The organism is Pseudomonas sp. UW4 (genome assembly GCF_000316175.1).
In the GTDB taxonomy this organism is placed as follows: domain Bacteria; phylum Pseudomonadota; class Gammaproteobacteria; order Pseudomonadales; family Pseudomonadaceae; genus Aquipseudomonas; species Aquipseudomonas laurylsulfatiphila.
Map to the genome: position 1 here is coordinate 3591639 of NC_019670.1, position 24646 is coordinate 3616284.

At 62.7% G+C, this 24646-nt stretch carries 20 protein-coding genes and 1 pseudogene; 11 read left to right on the top strand and 10 right to left on the bottom strand.

Annotation, left to right across the window (positions count from 1 at the left end; all coding sequences use genetic code 11):
• Positions 1-152: 152 nt before the first annotated feature.
• Together moaA and PPUTUW4_RS15550 are read left to right on the top strand one after the other, a co-directional pair.
• A complete protein-coding gene (gene moaA / locus PPUTUW4_RS15545) occupies positions 153-1151 on the top strand; it encodes a GTP 3',8-cyclase MoaA (RefSeq protein WP_015095534.1) in 999 nt (332 codons plus the stop codon).
• Between the two features lie 5 nt (positions 1152-1156).
• On the top strand, positions 1157-2056 hold the full coding sequence (locus tag PPUTUW4_RS15550; protein WP_015095535.1) for a bestrophin family protein: 900 nt from the start codon (positions 1157-1159) through the stop codon (positions 2054-2056).
• A gap of 652 nt (positions 2057-2708) precedes the next feature.
• Here the strand turns inward: PPUTUW4_RS15550 and glp are convergent.
• The gene (glp, locus tag PPUTUW4_RS15555) at positions 2709-3914 is read right to left on the bottom strand and encodes a gephyrin-like molybdotransferase Glp (protein WP_015095537.1); all 1206 of its coding nucleotides are present in this window, start codon (positions 3912-3914) and stop codon (positions 2709-2711) included.
• Positions 3911-4450, bottom strand: coding sequence for a molybdenum cofactor biosynthesis protein B (moaB, locus tag PPUTUW4_RS15560; RefSeq protein WP_015095538.1), 540 nt, complete (start codon positions 4448-4450; stop codon positions 3911-3913). The genes glp and moaB overlap by 4 nt, the downstream gene beginning before the upstream one ends.
• 299 nt (positions 4451-4749) lie before the next feature.
• On the opposite strand from moaB, the gene PPUTUW4_RS15565 reads away from it, so the two are divergent.
• From PPUTUW4_RS15565 to PPUTUW4_RS15595, 8 genes and pseudogenes are all read left to right on the top strand, one after another.
• Positions 4750-5643 carry a LysR family transcriptional regulator gene (locus PPUTUW4_RS15565; protein ID WP_015095539.1) on the top strand — a complete coding sequence of 298 codons (894 nt, stop codon included), beginning with the start codon at positions 4750-4752 and terminating at the stop codon, positions 5641-5643.
• 144 nt (positions 5644-5787) lie between these two features.
• Positions 5788-6615 carry a formate dehydrogenase accessory sulfurtransferase FdhD gene (fdhD, locus tag PPUTUW4_RS15570; protein ID WP_015095540.1) on the top strand — a complete coding sequence of 276 codons (828 nt, stop codon included), beginning with the start codon at positions 5788-5790 and terminating at the stop codon, positions 6613-6615.
• Between the two features lie 43 nt (positions 6616-6658).
• Positions 6659-7165: a cyclic pyranopterin monophosphate synthase MoaC gene (gene moaC, locus PPUTUW4_RS15575; protein ID WP_015095541.1), complete on the top strand. Its 507-nt coding sequence runs from the start codon at positions 6659-6661 to the stop codon at positions 7163-7165.
• Positions 7162-7413 (top strand): molybdopterin converting factor subunit 1, encoded by a 252-nt coding sequence (gene moaD, locus PPUTUW4_RS15580; protein WP_015095542.1) that lies wholly within the window; start codon positions 7162-7164, stop codon positions 7411-7413. Before moaC ends, moaD begins: the two co-directional genes overlap by 4 nt.
• 3 nt (positions 7414-7416) lie before the next feature.
• On the top strand, positions 7417-7905 hold the full coding sequence (gene moaE / locus PPUTUW4_RS15585; protein ID WP_015095543.1) for a molybdopterin synthase catalytic subunit MoaE: 489 nt from the start codon (positions 7417-7419) through the stop codon (positions 7903-7905).
• Between the two features lie 44 nt (positions 7906-7949).
• The gene (chrA, locus tag PPUTUW4_RS15590; protein WP_015095544.1) at positions 7950-9308 is read left to right on the top strand and encodes a chromate efflux transporter; all 1359 of its coding nucleotides are present in this window, start codon (positions 7950-7952) and stop codon (positions 9306-9308) included.
• A gap of 311 nt (positions 9309-9619) precedes the next feature.
• Positions 9620-9718: pseudogene (locus tag PPUTUW4_RS30630) on the top strand (metal ABC transporter ATP-binding protein); the annotation flags it as partial.
• A gap of 54 nt (positions 9719-9772) precedes the next feature.
• On the top strand, positions 9773-11068 hold the full coding sequence (locus PPUTUW4_RS15595; protein ID WP_015095545.1) for an FAD-binding oxidoreductase: 1296 nt from the start codon (positions 9773-9775) through the stop codon (positions 11066-11068).
• 160 nt (positions 11069-11228) lie between these two features.
• Here the strand turns inward: PPUTUW4_RS15595 and PPUTUW4_RS15600 are convergent, their stop codons facing one another.
• Positions 11229-12011 (bottom strand): DeoR/GlpR family DNA-binding transcription regulator, encoded by a 783-nt coding sequence (locus PPUTUW4_RS15600; protein WP_015095546.1) that lies wholly within the window; start codon positions 12009-12011, stop codon positions 11229-11231.
• 425 nt (positions 12012-12436) lie between these two features.
• Between PPUTUW4_RS15600 and speF the strand changes: the two genes are divergently transcribed.
• Positions 12437-14620 (top strand): ornithine decarboxylase SpeF, encoded by a 2184-nt coding sequence (gene speF, locus PPUTUW4_RS15605; RefSeq protein WP_015095547.1) that lies wholly within the window; start codon positions 12437-12439, stop codon positions 14618-14620.
• A 60-nt stretch (positions 14621-14680) separates the two neighbouring features.
• Here the strand turns inward: speF and PPUTUW4_RS15610 are convergent, their stop codons facing one another.
• From PPUTUW4_RS15610 to PPUTUW4_RS15640, 7 genes are read right to left on the bottom strand one after another with little or no spacing between them, the layout of a single operon-like run.
• On the bottom strand, positions 14681-15826 hold the full coding sequence (locus PPUTUW4_RS15610) for a type VI secretion system ImpA family N-terminal domain-containing protein (RefSeq protein ID WP_083884578.1): 1146 nt from the start codon (positions 15824-15826) through the stop codon (positions 14681-14683).
• A gap of 37 nt (positions 15827-15863) precedes the next feature.
• A complete protein-coding gene (tssE, locus tag PPUTUW4_RS15615) occupies positions 15864-16304 on the bottom strand; it encodes a type VI secretion system baseplate subunit TssE (RefSeq protein ID WP_015095549.1) in 441 nt (146 codons plus the stop codon).
• 2 nt (positions 16305-16306) lie between these two features.
• Positions 16307-16843: a type VI secretion system lipoprotein TssJ gene (tssJ, locus tag PPUTUW4_RS15620; RefSeq protein ID WP_015095550.1), complete on the bottom strand. Its 537-nt coding sequence runs from the start codon at positions 16841-16843 to the stop codon at positions 16307-16309.
• The gene (tssG, locus tag PPUTUW4_RS15625) at positions 16824-17921 is read right to left on the bottom strand and encodes a type VI secretion system baseplate subunit TssG (RefSeq protein WP_015095551.1); all 1098 of its coding nucleotides are present in this window, start codon (positions 17919-17921) and stop codon (positions 16824-16826) included. Before tssG ends, tssJ begins: the two co-directional genes overlap by 20 nt.
• Entirely contained in the window at positions 17885-19648 is a 1764-nt protein-coding gene (gene tssF / locus PPUTUW4_RS15630) for a type VI secretion system baseplate subunit TssF (RefSeq protein ID WP_015095552.1), read from the bottom strand. Before tssF ends, tssG begins: the two co-directional genes overlap by 37 nt.
• A 27-nt stretch (positions 19649-19675) precedes the next feature.
• Complete coding sequence (tssA, locus tag PPUTUW4_RS15635; RefSeq protein WP_015095553.1) at positions 19676-21262, bottom strand: type VI secretion system protein TssA; 1587 nt, start codon at positions 21260-21262, stop codon at positions 19676-19678.
• Positions 21259-24639, bottom strand: coding sequence for an ImcF-related family protein (locus PPUTUW4_RS15640; protein WP_015095554.1), 3381 nt, complete (start codon positions 24637-24639; stop codon positions 21259-21261). The genes tssA and PPUTUW4_RS15640 overlap by 4 nt, the downstream gene beginning before the upstream one ends.
• Between the last annotated feature and the right edge of the window lie 7 nt (positions 24640-24646).

Consider the following 24646-nt stretch of genomic DNA (forward strand, 5'->3'; position numbering starts at 1 on the left):
TATCCGTTAACAGCGCAATACCTGTAGGAGCGAGCTTGCTCGCGATGGACTCAAGAGCGCCGCGTTTAGCCAGTAAGCACGCGTCATCGTTAACAACCATCGCGAGCAGGGCTCGCTCCTACAAAGTCCATCCAACACCAAGCGAGGGTGTCATGTCAGAACGAGTCTTGATCGATGGCTTCTCCCGGCGCGTGGACTATCTGCGCATGTCGGTCACCGACCGCTGCGATTTCCGTTGCGTGTATTGCATGGCCGAGGACATGCAGTTTCTACCCCGCCAACGGGTGCTGACCCTGGAAGAGATCTATCAAACGGCGCAAAGCTTCGTCGCGCTGGGCACCCGCAAGATCCGCCTGACCGGAGGCGAGCCGCTGATTCGTCCAGGCGTGGTGCAGCTGTGCGAGAAGATCGCCGCCCTGCCCGGCCTGCGTGAACTGTGCATGACCACCAACGGTTCGCAGCTGGCCAGACTGGCCGGGCCGTTGTTCGAGGCCGGGGTCAAGCGCCTCAACATCAGCCTCGATTGCCTGGACCCGCAACGCTTTCGCGAACTGACCCGCACCGGTGACCTGGCACAGGTGATCAAGGGCATCGACGCGGCCAACCAGGCGGGCTTTCGCAACACCAAGCTCAACTGCGTGGTGATGAAGGGGCGCAACGACCATGAGATCAATGATCTGGTGAGCTTCGCCATCGACCGCAACCTCGACATCTCCTTCATCGAGGAAATGCCGTTGGGCACCATCGACGAGCACAGCCGCGCAGAATCGTTTTTCGCAAGCGCCCAGGTCCGCGAACGCATTGCCGAACGCTACACTTTGATTGACTCCGCCGAGTCGACCCAGGGTCCGTCGCGCTACTGGCGCCTGGCCGAGGCGCCGCAGATTCGCCTGGGGTTCATCTCCCCCCACAGCCACAACTTTTGCGGCACCTGCAACCGGGTGCGGTTGACCGTGGAAGGACGCCTGCTGCTGTGCCTGGGCAATGAGCACTCGGTGGATCTCAAGGCTGTCTTGCGCAGCCACCCCGGACAGCCCGAGCGCCTGGAGAAAGCCATTATCGAGGCGATGAAACTCAAGCCTTATCGACACAATTTCGAAGTGAACGACGATGTCCAGGTCATTCGCTTCATGAACATGACGGGCGGCTGAAACCCATGATCGTGAGACCCAAACCCAACCTGATCGGCGTGCTGACATCCCTCAAGGGTTCGATTGCCAAGCGCATTGCCTGGCGCAGCCTGATGGTGACGTTGCTCGCCTCGGCCATCGTGCTCATTGAAACCTTGCATCCCAGCTACTTTTCCAAGGTCAGCGCAACGCCCTTCACGCTGCTGGGTTTGTCGTTGTCGATCTTCATGAGCTTTCGCAACAACGCCTGCTACGACCGCTGGTATGAAGCGCGCAAGGCGTGGGGCGATGTGATAGTCGAAGTCCGCTCGATGATTCGGGAAACCCTGGTGATCAAGGACACGGATGAGCGGCATACGATCCTCAGCAACCTGTGCGGCTTCGCCCATGCCCTCAACGCACGGCTGCGCCAGGAAAACGAACTGGCCGCCAGTGGCGACTGGCTGCACCCGATGCCCAAGGGCAACACCACGGACATCAGCGGGCAGATCCTGATGCAGGTCGGTCAGCAGTGCTCGACACTCAACGAGTCCGGGGCGATCAACGACTGGCGCTACACGCTCATGGCCAACCACCTGGCCGGCCTGACCCACGCCCAGGCGGTCTGTGAGCGGATCAAGCACACCCCGCTGCCGTTTCCCTACACCCTGTTGTTGCACCGCACCATCTACCTGTTCTGCATCCTCCTGCCGTTTGCCATGGCCGAACCCCTGGGCTGGCTGACACCGATCTTCACCGCGATTGTCAGCTACACCTTTTTTGGCCTGGATGCGATTGCCGACGAACTGGAAGACCCCTTCGGCCGCGACGAAAACGACCTGCCCACCGACGCCATCGTGCGCAACATCGAGCGCGATGTGCTGGCGGCACTGGGCGTGACGGAGTTGCCGCCGCAGCTGGAGCCGGTGGATTTTGTGTTGAACTGATTTTCAGGAAACACACAGGACCTGTAGATAGCGGTCTGTCTGCCGACATCTGTGTTGAATGTGCCGGCCTCTTCGCGAGCAGGCTCGCTCCCACAGGGATTGTGGCCTGCCGCGGGATTGGCGTTCACTGAAGATCAAAACTGTGGGAGCGGGCTTGCTCGCGAACGGACGGTCTGTCTGCCAACATCTCTGTTGGATATGCCGGCCTCTTCGCGGGCAAGCCCGCTCCCACAGGTATTGTGGGTAGCCGTGGGATTGGCGTTCACTGGAGATCAAAACTGTGGGAGCGGGCTTGCTCGCGAAGGCGGTCTGTCTGCCAACATCTCTGTTGAATGTGCCGACCTCTTCGCGGGCAAGCCCGCTCCCACAGGTATTGTGGGTAGCCGTGGGATTGACGTTCACTGAAGATAAAAACTGTGGGAGCGAGCCTGCTCGCGAAGGCGGTCTGTCTGCCGACATCTCTGTTGGATGTACCGGCCTCTTCGCGGGCAAGCCCGCTCCCACAGGGATTGTGGGTAGCCACGGGATTGGCGTTCACTGAAGATAAAAACTGTGGGAGCGAGCCTGCTCGCGAAGGCGGTGGGTCAGTCAACCTCTCTATTGGATGTGCCGGCCTCTTCGCGGGCAGGCTCGCTCCCACAAGGGGGCAGTGTCAGAACAGTTCGCTGAAGGGTATGAACCGCGCCGTGTCGCCCATTTCCAGGGTGCAACCTTCCGGCACTTCCACCAGTCCATCGGCCCAGGATGCGCCCAGCAACACGCCTGAGCTCTGATTCGGATACAACACCGCTCGACCGTCTTCGAGTTTCGCCCGCAGGTATTCGCGGCGGCTTCCGGGTTTGGGCCAGGCAAAGCCGACGCTGACCGGGAAGCTCAACGGTTCGACCTCTTCCACGCCCTGAATCCGCAACAGATAAGCCCGGGCCAACAGGCCGAAAGTGACCAACGCCGATGTCGGATTACCCGGCAGGCCAATCACCGGCACGCGGCCGAAGTGGCCCACGGTCAATGGCTTGCCGGGTTTGATCGAGAGTTTCCACAGCAACGGCTTGCCGCACTCGCGCAGCACCTGGCCGAGGCAGTCGGCGTCACCGGCGGACACACCGCCCGTGCTGAGCATCAGGTCTGCCGTGTGTTGCAACTGTTCGAGCTTGAGCCGCGTCTGGCGTGGCTCGTCGGGAAGAATGCCGGCATCGATGACCTCACAACCCAACGCATTCAACCAATGACTCAACAATGTACGGTTGCTGTTGTAGATGCTGCCGGGCTTGAGGGGGTTGCCCGGCTCGACCAGTTCATCGCCGGTGGACAGCAACGCCACCCGTGGTCGGCGCACCACCTGCACATGGGTACAGCCCTGCGCCGCCGCGACCGCCAGTTCGAACGGACCGAGACGCTTGCCGGCACGCAGCAGCACATCGCCGACGCGGTTCTCCTGACCTTGCGGGCGGATGTTGCTGCCGGCGCTCAGGGGTTGCTTGAAGCGGATGCGTCCGTCATCCAGGACCTGCGTGTTCTCCTGCATCTCCACGCAGTCGGCACCCGGCGGAACCGGTGCGCCGGTGAAGATGCGCGCGCAGGTTCCCGGTGCCAGGGCTTCGGGGGCCTGACCGGCAAACACCTGCTGCGACACGGCCAGCGGTTCCCCGTCCCAACCCTCGACATTCAGGGCATAGCCGTCCATGGCGCTGTTCGGCCATGGCGGCAGATCGAGGGTCGCCAGCAGGTCATTGGCCAATACCCGTTGCCGCGCGGCATTGAGCGGCACGTCTTCACTGTCTTCAATCCACTGCGCCTCGGCCATTGTCAGTAAACGGTCGATGGCGTCCTCTACCGGCATCAAGGGTGAAGCGCTCATCCGCGCGTCCCGCAGGCTTGCACAGGCTTGAGGTGCGCTACGAAATTGCACGGCCGGTGGCGCGCGTCGAGCTGCTCGGCGAGGATGCCTTCCCACGCGGTGCGGCAGGCGCCCGTGGAACCCGGCAGGCAGCAGACCAGCGTGCCATTGGCCAGCCCGGCCAGCGCCCGGCTCTGCACCGTGGAGGTGCCAATGTCGAGGATCGAAATCGCCCGGAACAGCTCACCGAAGCCATCGATCTGTTTATCCAGCAAGCAGGCCACGGCCTCGGGGGTGCTGTCGCGGCCGGTGAACCCGGTACCGCCCGTGATCAGCACCACCTGGATGCCGTCATCGGCGATCCAGTTCGCCACCTGTGCGCGGATCTTGTACAGGTCATCCTTGAGCAGGTTGCGCTCGCTGAGGGTGTGGCCGGCTTCCAGCAAACGACTGACGAGTAATTGGCCGGAGGTGTCACTGGCATATTCACGGGTATCGCTGACCGTCAGCACGGCAATATTCAAGGGTATAAACAAGGCATCCGGTTTGACGCTCATGGAGTTCTCCGGCAGGCATGAATTAGATAGCTAAGTTAAATGACTCCCGGAGACTAATTCTATAAATCAAGCCGTGTCTAATCACTCTAACCAACCAGACTATCGAGGCGCTCTATCAATATAAAAAAACCAGAAAAAACATCATTGATAGAGCCCGTCGATAACCCCTTAAACAACAGTGATTGGACGCACGCCAAAGACAATGAGATCGTCCGCACCTCACGTTGTCCACCTCGCCTTGTGTCTTGCACACCTGAGTCAATACTTAACCCTTCACTCCCCCGCCAGCAGGTGCCGTCATGGACATCAAACAACTCAAGTTCCTGATTGCCCTGGAGCAGACCCGCCACTTTGGCCAGGCGGCCGCGCGCTGCCACATCACCCAGCCCACGCTGTCGATGCGCCTGCGCAACCTGGAGGATGAACTGGACCTGGTGCTGGTCACCCGGGGCCAGCGCTTCGAAGGTTTTTTTACCGAGGCCGGCGAGCGTGTACTGGCCTGGGCCAGGACCTTGCTGGCCGCCCACGACGGGCTCTTCGCCGAGGCCGCCGCGTGCCGGGGCCAGCTCGTGGGTAACCTGCGCCTGGGGCTGGTGCCGCTCAGCAGCTTCAACCCGGTCACCTACATCCAGGGCCTGTCCCGCAGCTTTCCCGAGCTCAAGTACAGCCTGTCGTCCCTGAGTTCCGACCAGATCATCGAGGGTCTGGGCAATAATCAGCTGGACCTGGGCGTGTGCTACCTCGATCACGTCAACCCGAGCTATTTCGAGTTTTTCGAGATCGGCGAGACCCGCGTCGGCCTGTTGTACGACACCCGCCACTTCCATTTCGACGGCACGCAAATGAGCTGGGAGGACGCCGCCGAACTGCCGCTGGGGATGCTCAGCAACGGCATGCACTACCGCAAATCCATCGACCTGAGCTTTCGCAGCCGCGGACTGGACCCGCAGCCGATCCTGGAAAGCGATTCGACCTACCAGCTGTTGCAGGCGATCCACGAAGGTTTCTGCTGCGCGATCATGCCGCTGGACAGCGGGCTGGAAGAACCCATCGAACACCTGTCGTTCATCGAATTGCCCGATGCCAGCGTGCTCGCGCCCCTGGGCCTGGTGATGCGCAAGACCGAGCCACGTTCGGCGATTGCCGAGAAGTGTTTCGCCGAAGCACGAACGTTATTCAACCGGACCCACTGAGAAACTGTCGGTTTTATAAAACCGAACCATAGATGTTTGCCCGGCGTGATAGACATCACCAATCGGCGCATCGGAACAAGCGATTGGACGCTTTGAAAAGTTACCCGTAGCCTGAACTTAATTCAGCGCTTCGAGGTTCTTTTCATGTTGTGCAAAGTTGAACAAGCCGATGATCGAAGCGACACTAACGCACCCGCCCCCAAACCCTTGAGTGTGAACTTTCGCGAATACGAAAACGGCGCATCAGTCTGTCAGGCGGCGCTGGCTTCAGAGATTGCCCTGGCAATTACCTACAACGGTTTGAGCCAGGCCGTGATGATGGTGTCGCCGGGCAACCTCGAAGATTTCATCCGCGGTTTCAGCGTCAGCAACGACATCGTTCGGGACCCGCGTGAAATCTACGACCTGCGCCTGACCCACTTCGACCAGGCCGTTCAAGCCGACGTGCAGATCTCCAGCCGCGCGTTCTGGGCGCTGAAGAACCATCGTCGGCAAATGGCGGGTACCAGTGGCTGCGGACTGTGCGGCGTGCAAGCGCTGGAGCAGGCCCTGCCGAAACTTGAGATTCTCGAGCCGGTTGCCCTGCCGCCCGCCGAGCACTTCATCGACATCCGCCACCGCATCGAACAGGCTCAGCAAATGGCCCGCAGCAGCGGCGCCCTGCACGCAGCGCTGTACTTCGACAGCAACGGCAACGCGCTGATCTGCCGCGAAGACATTGGCCGCCACAACGCGCTGGACAAGTTGATCGGCGCCCTGCAACACGCCGGCATCGACAGCCGCTGCGGCTTCACCGTGGTCACCAGCCGTTGCAGCCTGGAGCTGATCCACAAGGCCGTCAGGGCCAGGCTCGGTACGCTGGTCAGCCTGTCGGCGCCCACCGCCCTGACCGTGCAATGGGCGCTCAAGCATCGCCTCAACCTGATTCACGTCCCCCACCGCAACGCGCCACGCATTTACAGCCCGGCATGATGCCTTCACCTGATCACCGCGCTGGTAAGCGCAGGAACCTCCCATGACAGACATTTCAAATGCATCGCCCAACGGTCTGACCCACCTCGACAACCAGGGTCGCGCCAACATGGTCGATGTCAGCGAAAAAAACCCGACGCAGCGTGAAGCCCAGGCCCAGGCCTGGGTGCGGATGCGCCCGCAAACCCTGAAGCTGATTCAAAGCGACGGCCACCCCAAGGGCGACGTATTTGCCGTGGCGCGGATCGCCGGCATCATGGCGGCGAAAAAAACCCATGAGCTAATCCCGCTGTGCCACACCCTGCTGCTCAGTTCGATCCATGTCGAACTCAAGGCCTGCACACCGGACAGCGTGAAGATCCTCGGCACCTGCCGCGTCGAGGGCCAGACCGGGGTCGAGCTCGAAGCCCTGACCGCCGTCAGTGTGGCGGCCCTGACCCTCTACGACATGTGCAAGGCCGTGGACCGGGGCATGGTCATCGACGACATCCGCCTGCTCAGTAAACAGGGTGGCCGATCCGGTCATTTCAAGTTCGAGGACGCACAATGATCCTGATCAACTACTTCGCCCGTTACCGCGAGCAGCTCAACCTGGGCGGTGAAAAACTGCCCCTGACCGACAGCCTCCGGACCATCGAAGACGTGCGCCGACTGCTCATGGCTCGCGGCGAGCTGTGGAGCCAGGTGCTCGGTGAAAACAACCTGATGTGCGCACTGAACCAGGAGCTGTGCCATCCGGACCGGGTGATCGAGGACTATGACGAGATCGCCTTTTTTCCACCGGTCACCGGGGGCTGAGGCATGACGGTTCGGGTCCAGCGTGAAGTGTTCGACGTCGGCCGGCTGATTGCCAGCCTGCAGGCCAACGATCCAGGCGTGGGGGCCGTGGTCAATTTCGTCGGCTACGTGCGCGACATCAATCAGGGTGAGGCGGTCGCCGGGTTGTTTCTGGAGCACTACCCGGGCATGACCGAACGCTCGCTGCAAAAGATCATCGACAACGCCCGGGCCCGATGGCCACTGCGGGCCGTGCAGATCGTGCATCGGATCGGCCCGTTGTCGGTCAGCGAGCCGATCGTGTTTGTCGGCGTCAGCAGCCCGCATCGCCAGGCCGCTTTCGAGGCCTGTGCGTTCATCATGGACTACCTGAAAACCGACGCGCCGTTCTGGAAGCGCGAAGACGTGGCGGGCGGCGCACGCTGGGTCGATGCCCGGGACAGCGACCGATCCGCTGTCGAGCGCTGGGCAGATACGCCACAAGAGGCGGCTATGCAACGCGTTCCGGCATAGCTACAGTCACGGGCTCAACGTTTCCCTGCACAAGGAACCCGCGCTTGAGCTCCACGCCCTCCCCGATCACGCAACAGGCTGTGCCCCAGCCCCGGACCATCAGCCTGCGCGAAGCCTTCCTGTTCTGGCTCAAGCTTGGTTTCATCAGTTTCGGCGGGCCGGCCGGGCAGATTTCGATCATGCATCAGGAACTGGTCGAACGCCGGCGCTGGATCTCCGAGCGGCGCTTTCTGCACGCCCTCAACTACTGCATGTTGCTGCCCGGCCCCGAGGCTCAGCAGTTGGCGACCTACATCGGCTGGCTGATGCACCGGACCTGGGGCGGCGTGATCGCCGGCGTGCTGTTTGTGTTGCCGTCGCTGTTCATCCTGATCGCGCTGTCCTGGGTGTACATCGCCTTTGGCGAATTACCCGTGGTCGCCGGACTGTTTTACGGGATCAAGCCGGCGGTCACGGCCATCGTGGTGCAGGCGGCTCACCGGATCGGCTCGCGGGCGCTGAAGAATGGCTGGTTATGGGGCATCGCCGCCGCGTCCTTCGTGGCCATCTTCGTGATCAACTTGCCGTTCCCGTTGATCGTGCTCGGCGCGGCGGTCATCGGTTACTTCGGCGGACGACTGGCACCGGAAAAATTCAGGACCGGTGGCCACAGCGCGGCGAAAAAATCCTACGGCCCGGCTGTGATCGACGACGACACCCCGTCCCCTGAACACGCCCGTTTCAGCGGTTTGAAAGTGGCGCGTCTGGCGGTGATCGGTGCGATCTTGTGGACACTGCCCATGGCCATGCTCACCGCCCTGTTCGGCTGGGAAGGCACGCTGACCCAGATGGCCTGGTTCTTCACCAAGGCTGCGCTGCTGACTTTTGGCGGTGCCTACGCGGTGCTGCCGTATGTGTACCAGGGCGCGGTCGGTCACTACGGATGGCTGACGCCGACGCAGATGATCGATGGCCTGGCGCTCGGCGAAACCACTCCAGGCCCCTTGATCATGGTTGTCGCCTTCGTCGGCTTCATCGGTGCCTACGTGCAGCAGGTCTTCGGCGCGGATCAAGCCTTTGTCGCCGGTGCCGTGGCCGCCACGCTGGTGACCTGGTTCACCTTCCTGCCTTCGTTCCTGTTCATCCTCGCCGGCGGGCCATTGGTGGAATCGACGCACAACGAACTCACCTTCACCGCGCCGCTGACGGCCATTACGGCCGCCGTGGTAGGCGTGATTCTCAATCTGGCATGCTTCTTTGCCTATCACGTGCTGTGGCCCAAAGGCTTCGAAGGAACACTGGACTGGCCTTCGCTACTGATCGCCATCGTGGCGGGCATTGCCTTGCTGCGGTTCAAGCGCGGAGTGATCGAGGTGCTGATCGGCTGCGGGTTGATCGGGCTGGTGGTGCACCTGATGTTCTGAATCAATTATTTACACGCGCGCTAATCCTCCCTAGTATCCAGCCATCCCCGGATGGCTTGTGCTACTGGCCACCGACGATTTGCGCCGCCGGAAACCTGCGCCATGCGTACTTTGCCGTCACTGCTGAACATTTCGATCCAGGCCACCTCGCTGTTGGCCACGGACGGCATTGCATGAAGCGCATCGTCAACCTGCCCATGGCCCTGCGCCGCTCCAAGTTGCGTCACTCCGCACGTCCGCCGGATAGCGCCCTGCTCGCCTGATCGGCGAGCTCTCTTCTTCGCTATCCCTGCCTTTGCTCAGCGTATGCAATCCCTGTGGGAGCGAGCCTGCTCGCGAATGCGGAGTGTCATTCGACATATACAGTGAATGACACTCCGCATTCGCGAGCAGGCTCGCTCCCACAGGTTGCGCACTTTGACTGACTGGCATTGAGCTTCTTTCAATTTCGCGTGGACACCGACATGACTCAACGTTGCAATTCCTACTACACCGCCACCCTCAACCAGGACACCGATTACCCGACGCTGCAAGGCCGGCACAAGGTTGACGTGGTGATCATCGGCGGCGGATTCACCGGCGTGGCCACCGCCGTCGAGCTGGCGGAAAAAGGCCTGAAGGTCGCCATCGTCGAAAGCCACAAAATCGGCTGGGGCGCCACCGGGCGCAACGGCGGCCAGGTCACCGGCAGCCTGTCGGGCGATGAAGCCATGCGCAAACAGATGCGTCGCTCCATCGGTGATGAAGTCGACGACTTCATCTGGAACCTGCGCTGGCGCGGGCACCAGATCATCAAGCAGCGCGTGGAAAAATACGGCATCGCCTGCGACCTCAAGCACGGCCACCTGCACGCCGCGTACAAACCCGCGCACATGGGCGGCTTGCGCAAGGATTACGACGAGGCGGTGCGCCGTGGCATGGGCGATGAGGTCAGCCTGCTCGACCGCAGCCAGGTGCGCGACCTGCTGCAAAGCGACCTCTACCACGGCGCGATCAAGAACACCCGCAACATGCACCTGCACCCGCTCAACCTGTGCATTGGCGAGGCCCGCGCGGCCGAAAGCCTGGGCGCGTTGATCTTCGAGAACAGCGAAGTGCTGGAGATCATCCATGGCGATGGCCTTCACAAGAGCCCTGGCGTACGCACCGCCCACGGGCACATCGACGCCAACCAGGTGCTGCTGGCCGGCGACGTCTACCACAAGCTGGAACCGGGCAAGCTCAAGGGCAAGATTTTCCCGGCCATGGGCGGCATCGTCACCACCGCGCCGCTGGGCGATCTGGCCAGGCAGATCAACCCCGAAGACCTGGCGGTCTACGACTGCCGCTTCGTGCTCGATTACTACCGCCTCACCGCTGACGGTCGCCTGTTGTTCGGTGGCGGCGCCAACTACAGCGGCAAGGATTCACGGGACATCGCCGCCGAGTTGCGCCCGTGCATCGAGCAGACCTTCCCGGCGCTCAAAGGCGTGGCCATCGATTACCAATGGAGCTGCGCGATGGGCATCGTGATCAACCGCATCCCGCAATTGGGCAAGCTGTCGGACAACGTCTGGTACTGCCAGGGCTACTCCGGCCACGGCATCGCCACCACCCACATCATGGGTGAAATCATGGGCCGCGCGATCACAGGCCAAATGGAGCAGTTCGACACCTTCGCCGCCTGCCAACACATCCGCGTGCCCATGGGCGACCTGCTGGGCAACCCGATGCTGGCTGCCGGGATGTGGTACTACCAGATGCTTGAGCGATTGCGCTGAGCCATTGGCTGCACAATCCGGCATTGATGTTGTTTGTACCGGCCTCTTCGCGAGCAGGCTCGCTCCCACACTGGACTTGTGTGCGCCACCGATCCCCTGTGGGAGCGAGCCTGCTCGCGAAGGGGGCGGTACATTCAATACATCTGCCAGCAAAAAATGCTCAAGCCTGCTCCACCTCAATCCCCAACGCCCGGTAGTCCTCGACATTGCCAGACGCCACATGCCGCTCGGTGATCAGCGTGTGCACACGGTTGCAAGGCGCGACGACAAAGGGCTCCACCGCGCCCAGCTTATCGGCGGTGGTAACGGCAATCACATGGGACGCACAATCGAGCATCGCCTGCTTCACCGGCACTTCATCAAAGTGCAGTGAGCTCAAGCCCACCTGCGGGTGAATCGCGCAGACCCCGGTAAACAGCAGATCGGCCTTGATGCCCGACAGCAGCCGCAGGGTTTCGTGGCCACTGGCCGACATCGTCGCCGGGTTCAACTGGCCGCCGGCCAGGATCACCTTGACGCCTTTGTATTCGGACAGGGTAATGGCCGTCATCGGCGACGCCGTGATCGCGGTGATGGCGATGTCCGTCGGCAGCGAACGTGCGACCTGCAAGGTGGTGGTGCCCGAGTCGAACACCACGATCTGACCGTCCTGCACCCGTCGCGCAGCCAGTTGCGCCAGATGGGTCTTCACCTCATCGGTTTCGCTGATCCGGGTGAAATAGTCCTTGCCCGTATCTTTGGGCCGCGGCAACGCCCCTCCGTGCACCCGCTGTACCAGGCCGGCACTGGCCAGTTCCGCCAGATCGCGGCGGATGGTGTCTTCGGACACCGCGAAATGCTGGCTCAATTCCGAGGCCATGACCTTGCCGTCACGCTCGAGGATCAACAAGATTTTTTGCCGGCGCACTGACGGCAATTCCGTCGCAGAATGGTTGTCTTGCATGTTTTTGCCCGTTTATGCGTGTAACTGCGTGTTGCACGAGAGTATCCGCAACCCCCGGCAAAAACAACGAACCGGCCCGATATCATTTTTTTCGATCTTTCAAATCATTACAGCGAATTTTTTATTTTCCCGTGAGCTGTTCAAGATGGCGCCGTCACTCATGTTCTGGATGGAAACCTCATGAATATCAATTTTGCCTTTGCGTGCATGATCGTGGTCTCGTTCACCATTGCGCTGGTACACGCCTGACCGACAGGTCGTGAGGCGTCAAGATGTGCAAGGTCGCGGGAAAAGCCTGACAAATCAGGAATATGCTCTATAACCAGTGGTGACACGATTTCCGATCAGGGGTACTGGAAGGCGCCCCCGGAAATTGTTCTCTAAAAAAGTTGCGGACAATTGAGTGCCCGCCTGGAGACGCCACGATGAAACCCCTGAAAATAGCCGCCAGCGATGGTGCCGCCGCAAGCTTCAAGAACGCTCGGGAAGTGGTAGCGCTCAGCCAGACCGACTTCACCAACGTCGCCGTGGCGGTGGTGTCTGTCAATGACGTCATGGCCGGCGCCCTGGGTGCCATTCAGCGCACCGGTTTCGACATTCCGATTTTCCTGGTGGCCTCGCCGGATTCAGCCAACCGTCCCCGGGAAGTCTATAAGCACCTGACGGACGTGCTGCTGCAGGTGAACGGCATTTTCGATCTCACCCGCGCCAACGCCGAGTACCATGGCAACCAACTGGAAACAGCGGCCCGAGCCTATGAAGAAAGCCTGCTGCCACCCTTCTTCGACTCACTGAAGAAGTACACCGAAGCGGCCAACGCGACCTTTGCCTGCCCCGGTCACCAGGGCGGCCAGTTCTTTCGCAAGCACCCGGCCGGCCGGCAGTTTTTCGACTTCTTCGGCGAGACGCTGTTTCGCGCCGACATGTGCAACGCCGACGTCAAGCTCGGCGACCTGCTGATCCACGAAGGCCCGGCGCTGCTGGCGCAGAAACATGCCGCGCAAGTGTTCAACGCCGACAAGACCTACTTCGTGCTCAACGGCACCTCGGCGTCGAACAAGGTGGTGACCAACGCCCTGCTGACCCCGGGCGACCTGGTGCTGTTCGACCGCAACAACCACAAGTCCAACCACCAGGGCGCGCTGCTGCAGGCCGGGGCCACGCCTGTGTATCTGGAAACCGCGCGCAACCCCTACGGCTTCATCGGCGGAATCGACGCCCACTGTTTCGACGAAGGCTACCTGCGTGAGCTGATTGCCGAAGTCGCCCCGGACAAGGCCCAGCTGCCTCGACCGTTCCGCCTGGCGATCATTCAGTTGGGCACCTATGACGGCACCGTGTACAACGCCCGGCAAGTGGTCGACCGCATCGGCAAGCTGTGTGACTACATCCTGTTCGACTCGGCGTGGGTCGGCTACGAGCAGTTCATCCCGATGATGAAAGACTGCTCGCCGCTGTTGCTCGACCTGAACGAGAACGACCCCGGCATCTTCGTCACCCAATCGGTGCACAAACAGCAGGCCGGTTTTTCCCAGGCCTCCCAGGTGCACAAGAAAGACCGGCACATCAAGGGCCAGGCCCGCTATTGCAACCACCACCGGCTCAACAACGCCTTCATGGCCCAGGCCTCCACCAGCCCGTTCTACCCGCTGTTCGCCTCGCTGGATGTGAATGCCCGCATCCACTCCGGCCGCAGCGGCCTGCGCCTGTGGGAGGACTGCGTGAAGTTCGGCATCGAAGCGCGCAAGCTGATTCTCGAAGCCTGCACCATGGTCCGCCCGTTCGTGCCGGACACCATCGAAGGGCGCGCCTGGGAAGACTACCCAACGGAAGACATCGCCAGCGACATCCGCTTCTTCGAGTTCCATCCCAAGGACCGCTGGCACGCCTTTGCCGGCTACGCCGAGAAGCAGTACTTCATCGACCCGTGCAAGTTGCTGTTCACCACGCCGGGCATCGACCCGGTGGATGGCAGCTACACCGACTTCGGTATTCACGCCGGCATCCTCGCCAACTTCCTGCGCGAGAACGGCATCGTCACGGAAAAGTGCGACCTCAACTCGATCCTGTTCCTGCTCACCCCGGCCGAAGACTGGGCGAAGATGACCCACCTGGCCGCCCAGATCGCCCGCTTCGAACGCTTCATCAGCGATGACGCGCCGATGAGCCGGGTGCTGCCGGCCATCTACGCGCAGCATCAGGAGCGCTATCGCAACTACAGCATTCGCCAGCTCTGCCAGGAAATGCACGACCTGTACCGCCACCACAACGTGCAGCAATTGCAGAAGGACATGTTCCGCAAGGAACACTTCCCGAAAAAGGCCATGAACCCGCAGCAAGCGCAAATCGAGTACATCCGCGGCAACGTCGAACTGGTGGCGCTGGCCGATGCCGACGGGCGTATCGCCGCTGAAGGTGCGCTGCCCTATCCACCGGGTGTGCTCTGCGTGGTGCCGGGTGAAATCTGGGGGGGCGCGGTGTTGAAGTACTTCCTGGCGCTGGAGGAAGGCATCAACCGCTTGCCCGGCTTCACGCCGGAATTGCAAGGGGTGTACCTGAAGCAGGAAGGCGGTCGCACCCGGGCGTATGGGTATGTGATCAAGGATTGATACCCAGGCAGGCGCTGTTGCAGACCCGGGTCTGCGCCAGCGCCTGGTTTTGCATTCACCTCAGGTTTGCGCAGCACGCTCCTCCGGCGTTTCCTGGCCACAGGCGCCCGCCTGGGGCAGCAGGCTGATTTCGACGCGTCGGTTGGCCGCGCGCCCGGACTCGCTGTCATTGCTGGTGACCGGCTGGCTGGCGGCAAAGCCCTGGACCGCAAAGCAACTGTCGGGGATGTCGCCCATGCGTTGCATCCAGTCACGTACGGCAGAGGCTCGCGCGTGGGAGAGCAGGAGATTGTCCTGCGGGTTTCCACGGCCATCGGTATGTCCGCCAATGACGATCAGCCAACCGGGTTGGGCCTTGATGTCGACCAGGGCGCCGATCAGGATCTTGGTCGAGCCCGGCTTGAGCTCGGCGCTACCGGCGTCGAACAGCGACAGGCTGTCCAGGCGCACAGGCTCGACAATAGTCGGCGGCGGCTGCAATAGATGCGCCAGGCGTTGCTCGGCGACGCCGGTCGAGCCCAGCCACCAGGCTCCACTGACCAGGCTCGTCACAACGGCTGCAGCGCAAAGCCACCGGGCCAGGGGACGCTTCGCCGGCGGCATTTCAGGCATGGGCAAGGGGTTGGGCGGCAATATCACCACGGGCATCATCACAGCCGGCGCCGGCTCCCTTGCAGGCGGCGATAGCGTGCCGACCACAACGCTGCTGCGCTGCATGCGCCGGATCAGGCTCTCGATCTGCTGGCGCAAGGCATGCAGGGCCACCACCGGCGCTTGTGCCTGCAGCTCCAGGCGCTGCTGCAAACGCACCAGCCCGCTGTCCAGTTGAAGCAACTCGGGGAAGTGTTGTGTTCCAGGCGCCAGATTGCGCAACAACGCCTGCCACTGCACGCACAGCCAAGCGAGGATATCCAGGCGCACCGACGCCATGGGTGGCCAACAGGCCGCCCACTGGCCGCACAGGGTTTCGATCAGCGTCACCCCCTGAGTCATGCCTTCCACGCCATGCCGCTGGCTGCGCGCCAGGGCAAACGCGGCGGCCGTCTGCAGGTCTGCGCCGTTGTGTTCGAACAGTGCCAGGCACCACTGCTCCACTCTCGCCCAATCTACATCGGGACAGGCCGGATGACTCAACTTCGCCAGCTCTTCGCGCAGCGCAATAAACTCACCATGACCGCGCGGATCACCGCCCAGTCGAATACGCATTTCAAATAGCACCGTCAGCCTCCGTTGCTTTATAAGTTCAGGATTTCGACAGCCATTGCTGTCGTTTCAGATGGCGCACCAGGACTTTGCCCTCCGCTGCCAGTGTGGTACCGAAGGTCACCTGCCGGCCGCTTTTGAGCAGCACGTCGAGGCTGTAGTCCAGATGACCTGGCAAAGCTTGCTCGAGCAACTCGATGTGCAAGGTCGCCAGACGCGGTTCGTACTTGCTCAGGGTGTCCTGCATGGCTCTCATCAACACGTGCGCCGAGCCCGGTAGGCCCTGGAGGATCTGGCCCATGTCGGGAAGACCGTAATCGGGCAGGTGCGCGAGTGTTCCGGCCCGGCTGTTGAGGATGCGTTGCAGGTTGTCCAGTACCGACAGCGTGTGCTGGTCCTCTTCATTGACTTGATACAGGTCCAGGTCACCGTCGAAGTTCTGCAGCAGAGTTTCGTAAAGCGATGGATTGAGGTCAGACATGGTCAGTCCCGGGCCAATGCGCGCAGGGTCAATTGGTTGTCCCCCAGCTCGATGACCCGTGCCCGGTCCGGGTCGAGATCGTCGCGGTTCAAGGTCAGGCGCCAGGTATTCATCTGCACATCGGGGTTACGAAACAGCGCGACCACCGTGACGAACCGCGCGTCCTTGTCCAGCGGCACATCCAGTTTCGCGCCCTCGCCAGGCTTGATCACCAGCGCCCGGGTATCGAGCAAATTGCCGGCCAGCGCCTGCTCGTCGCCACCGAGCAGGCTGTCGTAGGAAGCCCTCTGCAGCGCCTTGCTATCGCTCAGTTGATAGACCCGCACCAGCGTCGGGACCGACATCGCATTCATGTCCGCAACATCAGTGTTGATGGCCGTGCGGGCACTGAAATCCAGGCGCAAGTCTTTGACCTGTTTGTAGAAAATCGAGCGGGTGGCTGATGCCGTGCCTTCCGAGACAGTCTGAGTGACACCACAGCCGGCGAGCACTACCGCCAGCGTGGTCAGGATCAATGAATTACCAACGGTACGCGACATGCTGTGCTTCCCTGTTCCGAGGGTTTTTCGACAGGCCCTGGTAGCGGCCCAGATTGATGGTGATGGTGTCGTGTTCCGCGCCCTGCCAGGTGTCACTGCCCGAACCCAACATGCCGGTCATACCCAGGCGGATCGGCGCCCGCCCCAGCACCGGTTGCGGCAAGCTGCGCACCGGCAGCGACAACTGCAGCCTGGCGGTGCAGCGCCAGCCCAGGTAGACCCGCAGCAACACCAGCAGATCGTTATACAACTGGCCATCGGGCAACCAGCCCCGTGCTTCGTCCCGGTCCCTGGTGAACAGCGCCAAGTGCAGCTGGCTGTTGGCGTCGAATCCGTTGCTCCCCAGCGGCGTTCCCTGGGACAGGCTGACCGGACGACTCGCGGACAGACTCGCCGGGTGGGCCAGGGGGATTCTCTGCGGCCAGTGCGGCGTGATCCTGGCCCGGGTCTCTGGAGCGAGCAGCGACACCAGAGCGGTGATGCCCTCGGCGTTGCGGGTGGGCATGCGCATCACACTAAGCAGCGCGAGAAACCGCGAAACCGGCGTGGCAATGCGCTTGGCCGTGCCGGGAATGCCAAGACCGACCAGACCCAGCAGACACTGCGACGTCGCATCACTGCCGCCGGCTTCGAAGGTGGCCGGGTAGGAATACTTGCGCCAGATCCGATAGAACTGGGTGAAGATCCGGTGGTTGAAAATATCCAGAAACGCCTCAAGCGCCTCATGCCCGTCGCGGCGCTGGGCAATGTCGTCGACAAAAGCCGTCGGCAATGGCGAATCCACGCCGTACAAGCCCAACAGCCGCGTACGCACCGTCGCCGGACGCAGCGGCTGCCGGTCATCGATCTCGATGCACTTCAGCTCACCGGCGGGAAAGCCCATGCCGGGGTCCGGGCGAAACCGTACCGGGTCGTCTGCCGGATGGCTGGTGCTGCCCAGCGGCGGATGGCCTGGCAGGGCTTGCTCCAGCAGCTGGCAGAACCGATACAGACTGGCCTCGGCCACCCGCCCCTCCAGCACCTCGAGCAATCCGCAGGCTTTCAGCCGGGAATACGCTGACTGTGGTTCTCGTTCCATCGCAGGCACTTTCCAGTAGGTTGAAGGATCAGCGTGAGCTGGTTGAACAGGTGAATGTCGGCATACAGCGCGAAGAAGCGATGGAGCATTTCGCCGAACAGGCTGATGTCGCCCTCGCCGCAAAAACCATGGGCGTCGAGGGTCACTTCGATGTCCACGCCGCGCAGCAGAAAGCCCTTTTCGAACCGCTGCACCAGGTGGTGCCTGACTTCGACGATGGCCGCCAGGCGACGGCGGTTCAGTTCGCTGCCGGTCCAGTCGTACAGCGCCAGGGTGCCGCGCAGCACTTCGGCGTTATCGAGCATCGGCAGGAAGTTGGAGCCCAGGTGGCTGAGTACGCGCCAGTGGAAACGATCGCGGTTCGGCGGATAACACGGCAAGGTCGGGGCGCTGAGATTGCGCACGCGCAAGCCGCTCACGGCGGTGTTGACCAGCCCATCAAGCAGGGTGCTTTGCAGCGCCTTGCGTGGCAGCAGGCCGTGGGTCCCGGTCAGTTGCAGGGACAGGCTCTGGCTGCCCTGCAAGCGATCCTGATCGAAGCCGTCGCCCCCGAGAATCAGCCAGGTATCGTGCAGGCCAATGGCGCCTCGCTTGAGGCGGGTATGGAAGTAACGCTCGGGCGCCTCGTCGCGCAACATTCCGCCCTTGTGACGAAAACTGCTGAACGGCACATAGTCCAGACGCTCGGTGTTCTTCGATGCGGTGACCCGGTCCACCGAGTAAATTTCCGTGTGACCGTCCTGCAGGCGCATGGGACGCAACAGGTAGTCGGTTTGCAATGGGTCCAGCGGCATCGGATCGGCTTCCAGGGTGAACAGATTGATCACCGGTACCGCATGCAGGCGAAGGTGTTCGGCGCTCAGGTTGAATGCCTGCGGCCACGACTCGCGCAGGACCACCTCCAGCTCGAACCAGGGCATGCCCGGTGTGATGCTCACCTGTTCCAGGCCATGGAGCGTCACGAACATGAACTTCTCGCGGAAGGTGAAATACTCCAGCAGCAACTGATACCCACTGAACGCGCTGTCGCCCTTTGGCCACAAACGGTCCTCGTCGGCAAAGCCCTTGGGCGCGAAATGACCTGCCAGTGCAACTCGTTGCGTCTCACCCGGCAGGCGCACATACAACGCCTGGGCATGCAGGGTCAGGGCCTGATGCAGCGCGCTGGCCAGGGGGGCATCGGCGTTCAGGTACATCGGCACGCGGCTGAGGTCGATCTGGCTCCAGTCGATCGCCGTTGCGCAGGCAAACCGCAGGCGCAGCAGCGAGCGGCCGTCGGGCTCATGGGCCAGGCGCAAGGATTGCAATTCGATGGGTTGCAGCCGCAGGTCCTGGGTGGTGGTGTAACGGCATACGGTTCGCTGCGGCCCGATGGGTTGCGAGAGCACCTCCTGCCCGGCGGCGATCAGCTCGCTGCGCCTGAGCTGTGCCAGTTCCACCTGGAACTCGACGATCGACAGCGAGGGAATGGTGCGCAGGTAATGGGGCCACAACAGGCTGACCAGGCCTTCGGTCAACTCCGGCAAGTCGTCGTCGAGCTTTTCGCGCAGGCGCCCCATCAAGAAAGCGAAGCCCTCGAACAGACGCTCCACATAGGGATCGCGGGCGCCGGGTTTGTCCAGGTTCAACTGCGCCGCGCGGTCGGGAAACGCTTGCGCAAACTCCTGCCCGGCTTCGCGCAGGTAGCGCATCTCGGCGTCGTAATAACGCAGTGTCAGATTGTCCATGCTGTAAATAATCCTGATAAATGGGGTTCAACCGCACAGTACGGAGGCGCGTACCGGATCGATGGCAACCAGCGCCGCCAGCAACGTCTCCATGCGCCTGGCCAGGGCCGGCTTGTCGGCATCGTTGCGCTGCGCTTTCAGGCGGGTCAGCTTGAGCAGGCGGGCCTTGACCTCGAAATTCAATTCCGGCTCCCAGTCCGCCAAGGCCTGGCGCTCGGCCGTGGCATCCAGTTCACCGAGCAGGTGCAGGGCCAGGTCGTTCTTGCCGCATTGCTCGGCCACCCGCGCCATCAGCAGGCGCAGCAGCCAGCGCTGGCGACCGCTGTGAATGTCCGGGCGCGCGGCCAGCCAGGCCAGTGCATGTTCGACGCCGTCGCTGTCGGCCTGGGCCAGCGCCTCGCTTTCCAGGGACAGAATCTCGCCATCGGCCATGACCGCTGCCGGGGCCGCTGCGGGCAGGAGCTGGCGCGACTGTTGCGCGCTTACGTGCTGAGCGATCCATTCACGGGTGGTCTCGTCGGCGAACGGTGTACCGTCGTTCCACCCCAGCGCCTCCAGGCCCGGCAGCCGCTCGAGGAACATACCCAGGTCGCGCTTGACGATGTCGGCCCAGCCGTCGTGAGGCGCCGGTAGTTTGCTCAGGGCCTGGACCAGGTACCACTGCAGGTCCAGCCAGAAATGGTTGACCCCCTCGGCGAATATCCATTCGACCTGAAGAAGCAATTCGCTCCAGTTCTGTTGCTGATACAAGCGCTTGAGTTTCGCCCTGGATTCTCCCCTGGGCGGTGAAATACGCGTCGTGCCGCTGGCGTCCTGTAGCGGCGGCTCGTGCAAGGTATCCCAGCGCAAACTCTTCATCAGGCGGTGCGCCGCCAGCCAGCCCAGGGGCTGGTCACGCAGGTAGTCGGCCAGCTTCCGGCCGCTGTCCAGCAGGTCGCGCCCGGACTTGATGGCCAGGCTGTCCGGCGCGCTGGCCTGGCCGACGGACTCGTGGCTGGCGCTGTGTTGCGGCACCACCGCATCGACCCCACCAGACTGCGCCAGGCGCGCCGACAACGCCCCATGCAACGCATCCAGCTGCGGCCGCTGATCCTCGGGCCAGGCTTGCAACCCATGTTCAAGCCAGGCCAGCGCCGCCACCGTGCGTTCCGCATCGGTCTTGACCACCTCCGGGTACAGCGACAGGCTGTCCAGCACCTTGCCGCCGGTCAACCACTCCAGGGCCATCTTGCGGCTGTTGGCCCTCACGGGAAGCACATCGTCGGCGTACCGCTCAACCAGCGCCGCCAATAAACCAAGGCCATCGGCCAACCCTGTCTCACCGTCCTTCTGCAGGCGTGCCCACAGGTAGTAAGTGGCGACGCGCAGATCCTTGCAGCGCTGGCCGAGCAACTTCTCCGCCAGCTGAATCACCTCGTCGACGTTCGCGCCGGAGAGCTTGTTGACCTCTTCGCGCATGCGCTGGAAGTCATCGTCATAACCCGGGTCTTCACCAACCGGCGACTGCGCGCTGATGGGCTGCAACCAGGATTGCCAAGAGTCGGCCTGGGTACGGGCAAGGGCCAGCGGGTCACGTTCGCCGAGGCAATGGGTGATCAGTTTGAGCAGGCTCATGGGTAACTTCCGTTCTGCGCATAAGGCTGCGCTTGAGTGCCCTCGCCGAGAAAAATCTGCGCCGGCAATTCAAAGCCGCGCAACTTGAGCAGCGCCAGCGGCCCTGCGCCCAGTTCGGTGCGCAGGTGCCAGGTCAGGTCGAGGCCATCAGGTGCCCTGAGCTGCACGCGATACTGGCTGTCGGTGTCGTTCAGCGCGGTGACTTTCGCTTGTTCCAGCAGGCGGATCAGGCCCCAGGTGCCTTCGTAGTCGCCGAACAGCCGTTCATTGGCCAGCACACTGATCCACAACAAACGCGTGCCCGGATGCTGGCTGAAGCCCGGCCAGCTGAAGCGCTGCCAGCGTTCCTTCTGGTTGAAGTACTCATGCTTTTCGCCGTTGAGGATGAAAGTGGTCTGCACCACGTCGCGCACCGGCTTGCCGCGCAGCTCGAAACTCAGGCCCATGCCGCCGTCGGTGTAGAGCACGTCGGCGAGGTGGCTGAGCTGGTTGATCGCCGTCAGGAACTTCGGGTTGAAGTGCAGACCCTGGCTGTGCCGCGCGTCGGCCACCCAGCGGCTGCCTTCCTTGCGCAGCACACCGCCCAGTTGCTGTTGCAGAAACTGTTCAATGCGCCCGGAGTCGGCGCGGATCATTTGCCCGAGCATCGGCAGCGAGGCGTCGCTGGCGGTGGCCGCGAAGGGGTAGCGACCGACGAAGGCGCCGTGCCAGTCCTTGACGATCGCCCGCTGCCACTGGCTGTTGAGGCCCGCCGTCGAGGGTTGCAGCACCCGTTGCCAGGCCTGCTCCAGCGGCTGCACGAACAGGGTCTGGCCGATCCCGTCCCACTCGGCGCCGAGGCTGGCGGCGAGCAGGTTGCCGTAGGCCTGGGTGTCGGTGAGGTCGACGCTGTGACCCTGGAACACGCTCTGCGCCAGGGCTTGAGTCATAGCCTGCGGGTTCGGCGCGTTGCTCACTTGTTGCAGCTTCAGTCGCACCCGGGTGACGCGGTTGAGGAAGGCTTGCAGGCTCAGGCGCTCGCTGTCGTTGGTGCGCTCGACGTCCTTGCCCAGCAGGCTCAGCAATGGCCCGAAGGTGGCGTCCAGCGGACCACCCGGCCCGTCGAGCGACTGCTCGATCGGCGGCACGCTGTCCTGGGCGATCAGCTTCTGCGCCGACTTGATCAACGACTCGCCCAAGGCCTGGCCGCGCGTGCCGGCCTGCCCCTGCCAGGCCAAGGTGTTCATCAGCGCGATCAGCGGCGACTGGCGCACGTCGCTCATCAGCGCCAGTTGATCAATCACCTCGCCCAGGCTGTCGACCGGTTGCCAGCGCAGGTGGTTGAGGAAGTCCAGCCAGGCGTTGGCGTAGTCCTGAAAGTAGCGCTCGGTCAGTCGCTCCTTGAGCTGGTCCGGGGTCAGTTCGACGGCGAGGCTGGCGGGATTGTCGCTGAGCACCCAGTCGATTTCTTCGCGCCGGGCCTCGGCGATGGCGGCGATGGCCGGCCGCACCTGGCCTTCCCAGGCCTGGCGGGTGAACACGCCGGGCACTTCGGCCGATGTGGAGAACAGCGCCGTCGCCTCGGTGTCGCCGACCATCTGCTGCAGATTCAACGCCGGCGCGTGATTGGCCGCGCTGTCGAGGACGCTCTGGTACAGGCTGGTTTCGCCATTGCGCTGGCCCAACTGGCCGAGCAGTACTTGGCGGGCCTGGGCCACCAGTCGTGGGTCGGCTTCGATGCGCCATTGCGGATGGCGCGCCAGTTGCTGCGCGTAGAACTGCCACAGGGTCGGCGACAGGCCCTGCCAGAGTCCCGGCGAGAACCCGGCGCGCTGCGGCTCGGCGTCGCTCAGGGCCTGGGCCAGGAACGCCGGATCGGATTTTTCCGGGCGCGCCAGCATCAGGTAGGCCTTGAGTTGCGCGTAGGCCACACCGGCACGCTTGCTGCGTTCGGGGCTGTCCGGCGGCAGTTTGACCAGCGCGTTGAGCCGCGCCTGCAAGTGGGCCACCGCCGGATCGCGCAGCAAGCGCTGATTGGCCTCGACGTAACGCGGCCACAGCTCGGCCAGCAGCGCATCGTTTTGATTGAGGCCAAAGCGCTGATACCACGGCGTGCCGTGTTCGGCGCGGTAATCCAGACGAGCCAGTTCGCGGACCAGTTCGTTGAACGCGAGGAATTGGTCATCGGCGCTTTGCGATTGTTCGAGGGTGATCAACACGGTCTGCACCTGCGCGATCTGCACGCGGTTGGTGGCGAACGACAGCAGCAGTCCGGTGCCCCAGACCACGGCCAGACCCAACGCCAGCCCATAAGCGACGCGCGGCGCGCTCCAACCCAAGCGCCGGCTGTGCGGTTTCGGGGCGTCCAGCACGCCCTGCCAGACCGGCCCCATGGACCAGAAGTGATCATCTTTGCGCAACGTTTTACCGGTCAGCGGCAAGCTGAACCACAACCCGCGCAACGGCAGGTCCTGCCGGAAGCCCCCGAACCACGGCGCAAGCGCCTGACGCCAACGGGCCAGGCCTTCGACCTGCAAGTCCCGCGACAAGCGCAGCAGGAAATCATGATCGGGCCGCGTGCTCATCTGCGCCCAGCCTTCGTGGCGCAACGGTTCCAGCAAATTTTCCAGCGCGTGTTCCAGGATCGGCGGCGTCAGGCGTGACGGCAGCGCGCAGCCGACCGCCTGGGTTGGGCGCTGGTCCTGCGCCCACGAACTGGCGCAGACCTGCCACAGGTGCAACGGCAACGACCAGCCCAGCGTACGCGCCAGATCTTGCAGGTGACGTGCACCGTTGCCCATCAGGTTGTCGTCGGCGCTCTGCTCGGCGTTCAGCGCCCAGACCACGCCGTCGAGGGCGCTCCAGCGGGTCAAGGCGCGACAGCGGTCGAGCACGGAATCGTCCAGTTGGGTTTGCACACTGCCGCCCCAGAACAACAGGGTGTTGTGGTCTTCCAGCCAGTTGTCGTTGCTCAGGCCGGGGGCGATGGCCTGGATCTGCTCGGGTTCGCCGACGATGAGCAGGAGGCGTGTTTTGTGGCGCCAGAGGTGGCCGTGGCGCTTGCGCAAGGAAGCTTTGATCGCCGCGATGGTTCGTGCTCCCGGCGTATCAACGTTTTTTTCCGGGAACACTTGCGCAGGCTGGTGAACGTCATCCGTATCAAGCCGGCCATAAGTTGAATGCCCCAACAGCCGTCCCAGCAATGGATAACCACCCAGGAACATCGCCACGATCAAGGTGGTGGCCGAGACCACCGAAAACCAGAGGGTTTGCCAGCCGCTGCCGGATTCAATACCTAGCGACTCAGGGTGATACCAAACCTGTGCAGCCAACACCAGACCAGCGACCACCAGCACGCTGACCAAAACACCTATCCCTACAGAGCGTCGAAACTGCATTCGAGAT

Coding starts and splice junctions, on each gene's coding strand:
- moaA (WP_015095534.1), top strand. CDS start 153: ATGTCAGAACGAGTCTTGATCGATGGCTTCTCCCGGCGCGTGGACTAT.
- PPUTUW4_RS15550 (WP_015095535.1), top strand. CDS start 1,157: ATGATCGTGAGACCCAAACCCAACCTGATCGGCGTGCTGACATCCCTC.
- glp (WP_015095537.1), bottom strand. CDS start 3,914: ATGAGCGCTTCACCCTTGATGCCGGTAGAGGACGCCATCGACCGTTTA.
- moaB (WP_015095538.1), bottom strand. CDS start 4,450: ATGAGCGTCAAACCGGATGCCTTGTTTATACCCTTGAATATTGCCGTG.
- PPUTUW4_RS15565 (WP_015095539.1), top strand. CDS start 4,750: ATGGACATCAAACAACTCAAGTTCCTGATTGCCCTGGAGCAGACCCGC.
- fdhD (WP_015095540.1), top strand. CDS start 5,788: ATGTTGTGCAAAGTTGAACAAGCCGATGATCGAAGCGACACTAACGCA.
- moaC (WP_015095541.1), top strand. CDS start 6,659: ATGACAGACATTTCAAATGCATCGCCCAACGGTCTGACCCACCTCGAC.
- moaD (WP_015095542.1), top strand. CDS start 7,162: ATGATCCTGATCAACTACTTCGCCCGTTACCGCGAGCAGCTCAACCTG.
- moaE (WP_015095543.1), top strand. CDS start 7,417: ATGACGGTTCGGGTCCAGCGTGAAGTGTTCGACGTCGGCCGGCTGATT.
- PPUTUW4_RS15595 (WP_015095545.1), top strand. CDS start 9,773: ATGACTCAACGTTGCAATTCCTACTACACCGCCACCCTCAACCAGGAC.
- PPUTUW4_RS15600 (WP_015095546.1), bottom strand. CDS start 12,011: ATGCAAGACAACCATTCTGCGACGGAATTGCCGTCAGTGCGCCGGCAA.
- speF (WP_015095547.1), top strand. CDS start 12,437: ATGAAACCCCTGAAAATAGCCGCCAGCGATGGTGCCGCCGCAAGCTTC.
- PPUTUW4_RS15610 (WP_083884578.1), bottom strand. CDS start 15,826: ATGCGTATTCGACTGGGCGGTGATCCGCGCGGTCATGGTGAGTTTATT.
- tssE (WP_015095549.1), bottom strand. CDS start 16,304: ATGTCTGACCTCAATCCATCGCTTTACGAAACTCTGCTGCAGAACTTC.
- tssJ (WP_015095550.1), bottom strand. CDS start 16,843: ATGTCGCGTACCGTTGGTAATTCATTGATCCTGACCACGCTGGCGGTA.
- tssG (WP_015095551.1), bottom strand. CDS start 17,921: ATGGAACGAGAACCACAGTCAGCGTATTCCCGGCTGAAAGCCTGCGGA.
- tssF (WP_015095552.1), bottom strand. CDS start 19,648: ATGGACAATCTGACACTGCGTTATTACGACGCCGAGATGCGCTACCTG.
- tssA (WP_015095553.1), bottom strand. CDS start 21,262: ATGAGCCTGCTCAAACTGATCACCCATTGCCTCGGCGAACGTGACCCG.
- PPUTUW4_RS15640 (WP_015095554.1), bottom strand. CDS start 24,639: ATGCAGTTTCGACGCTCTGTAGGGATAGGTGTTTTGGTCAGCGTGCTG.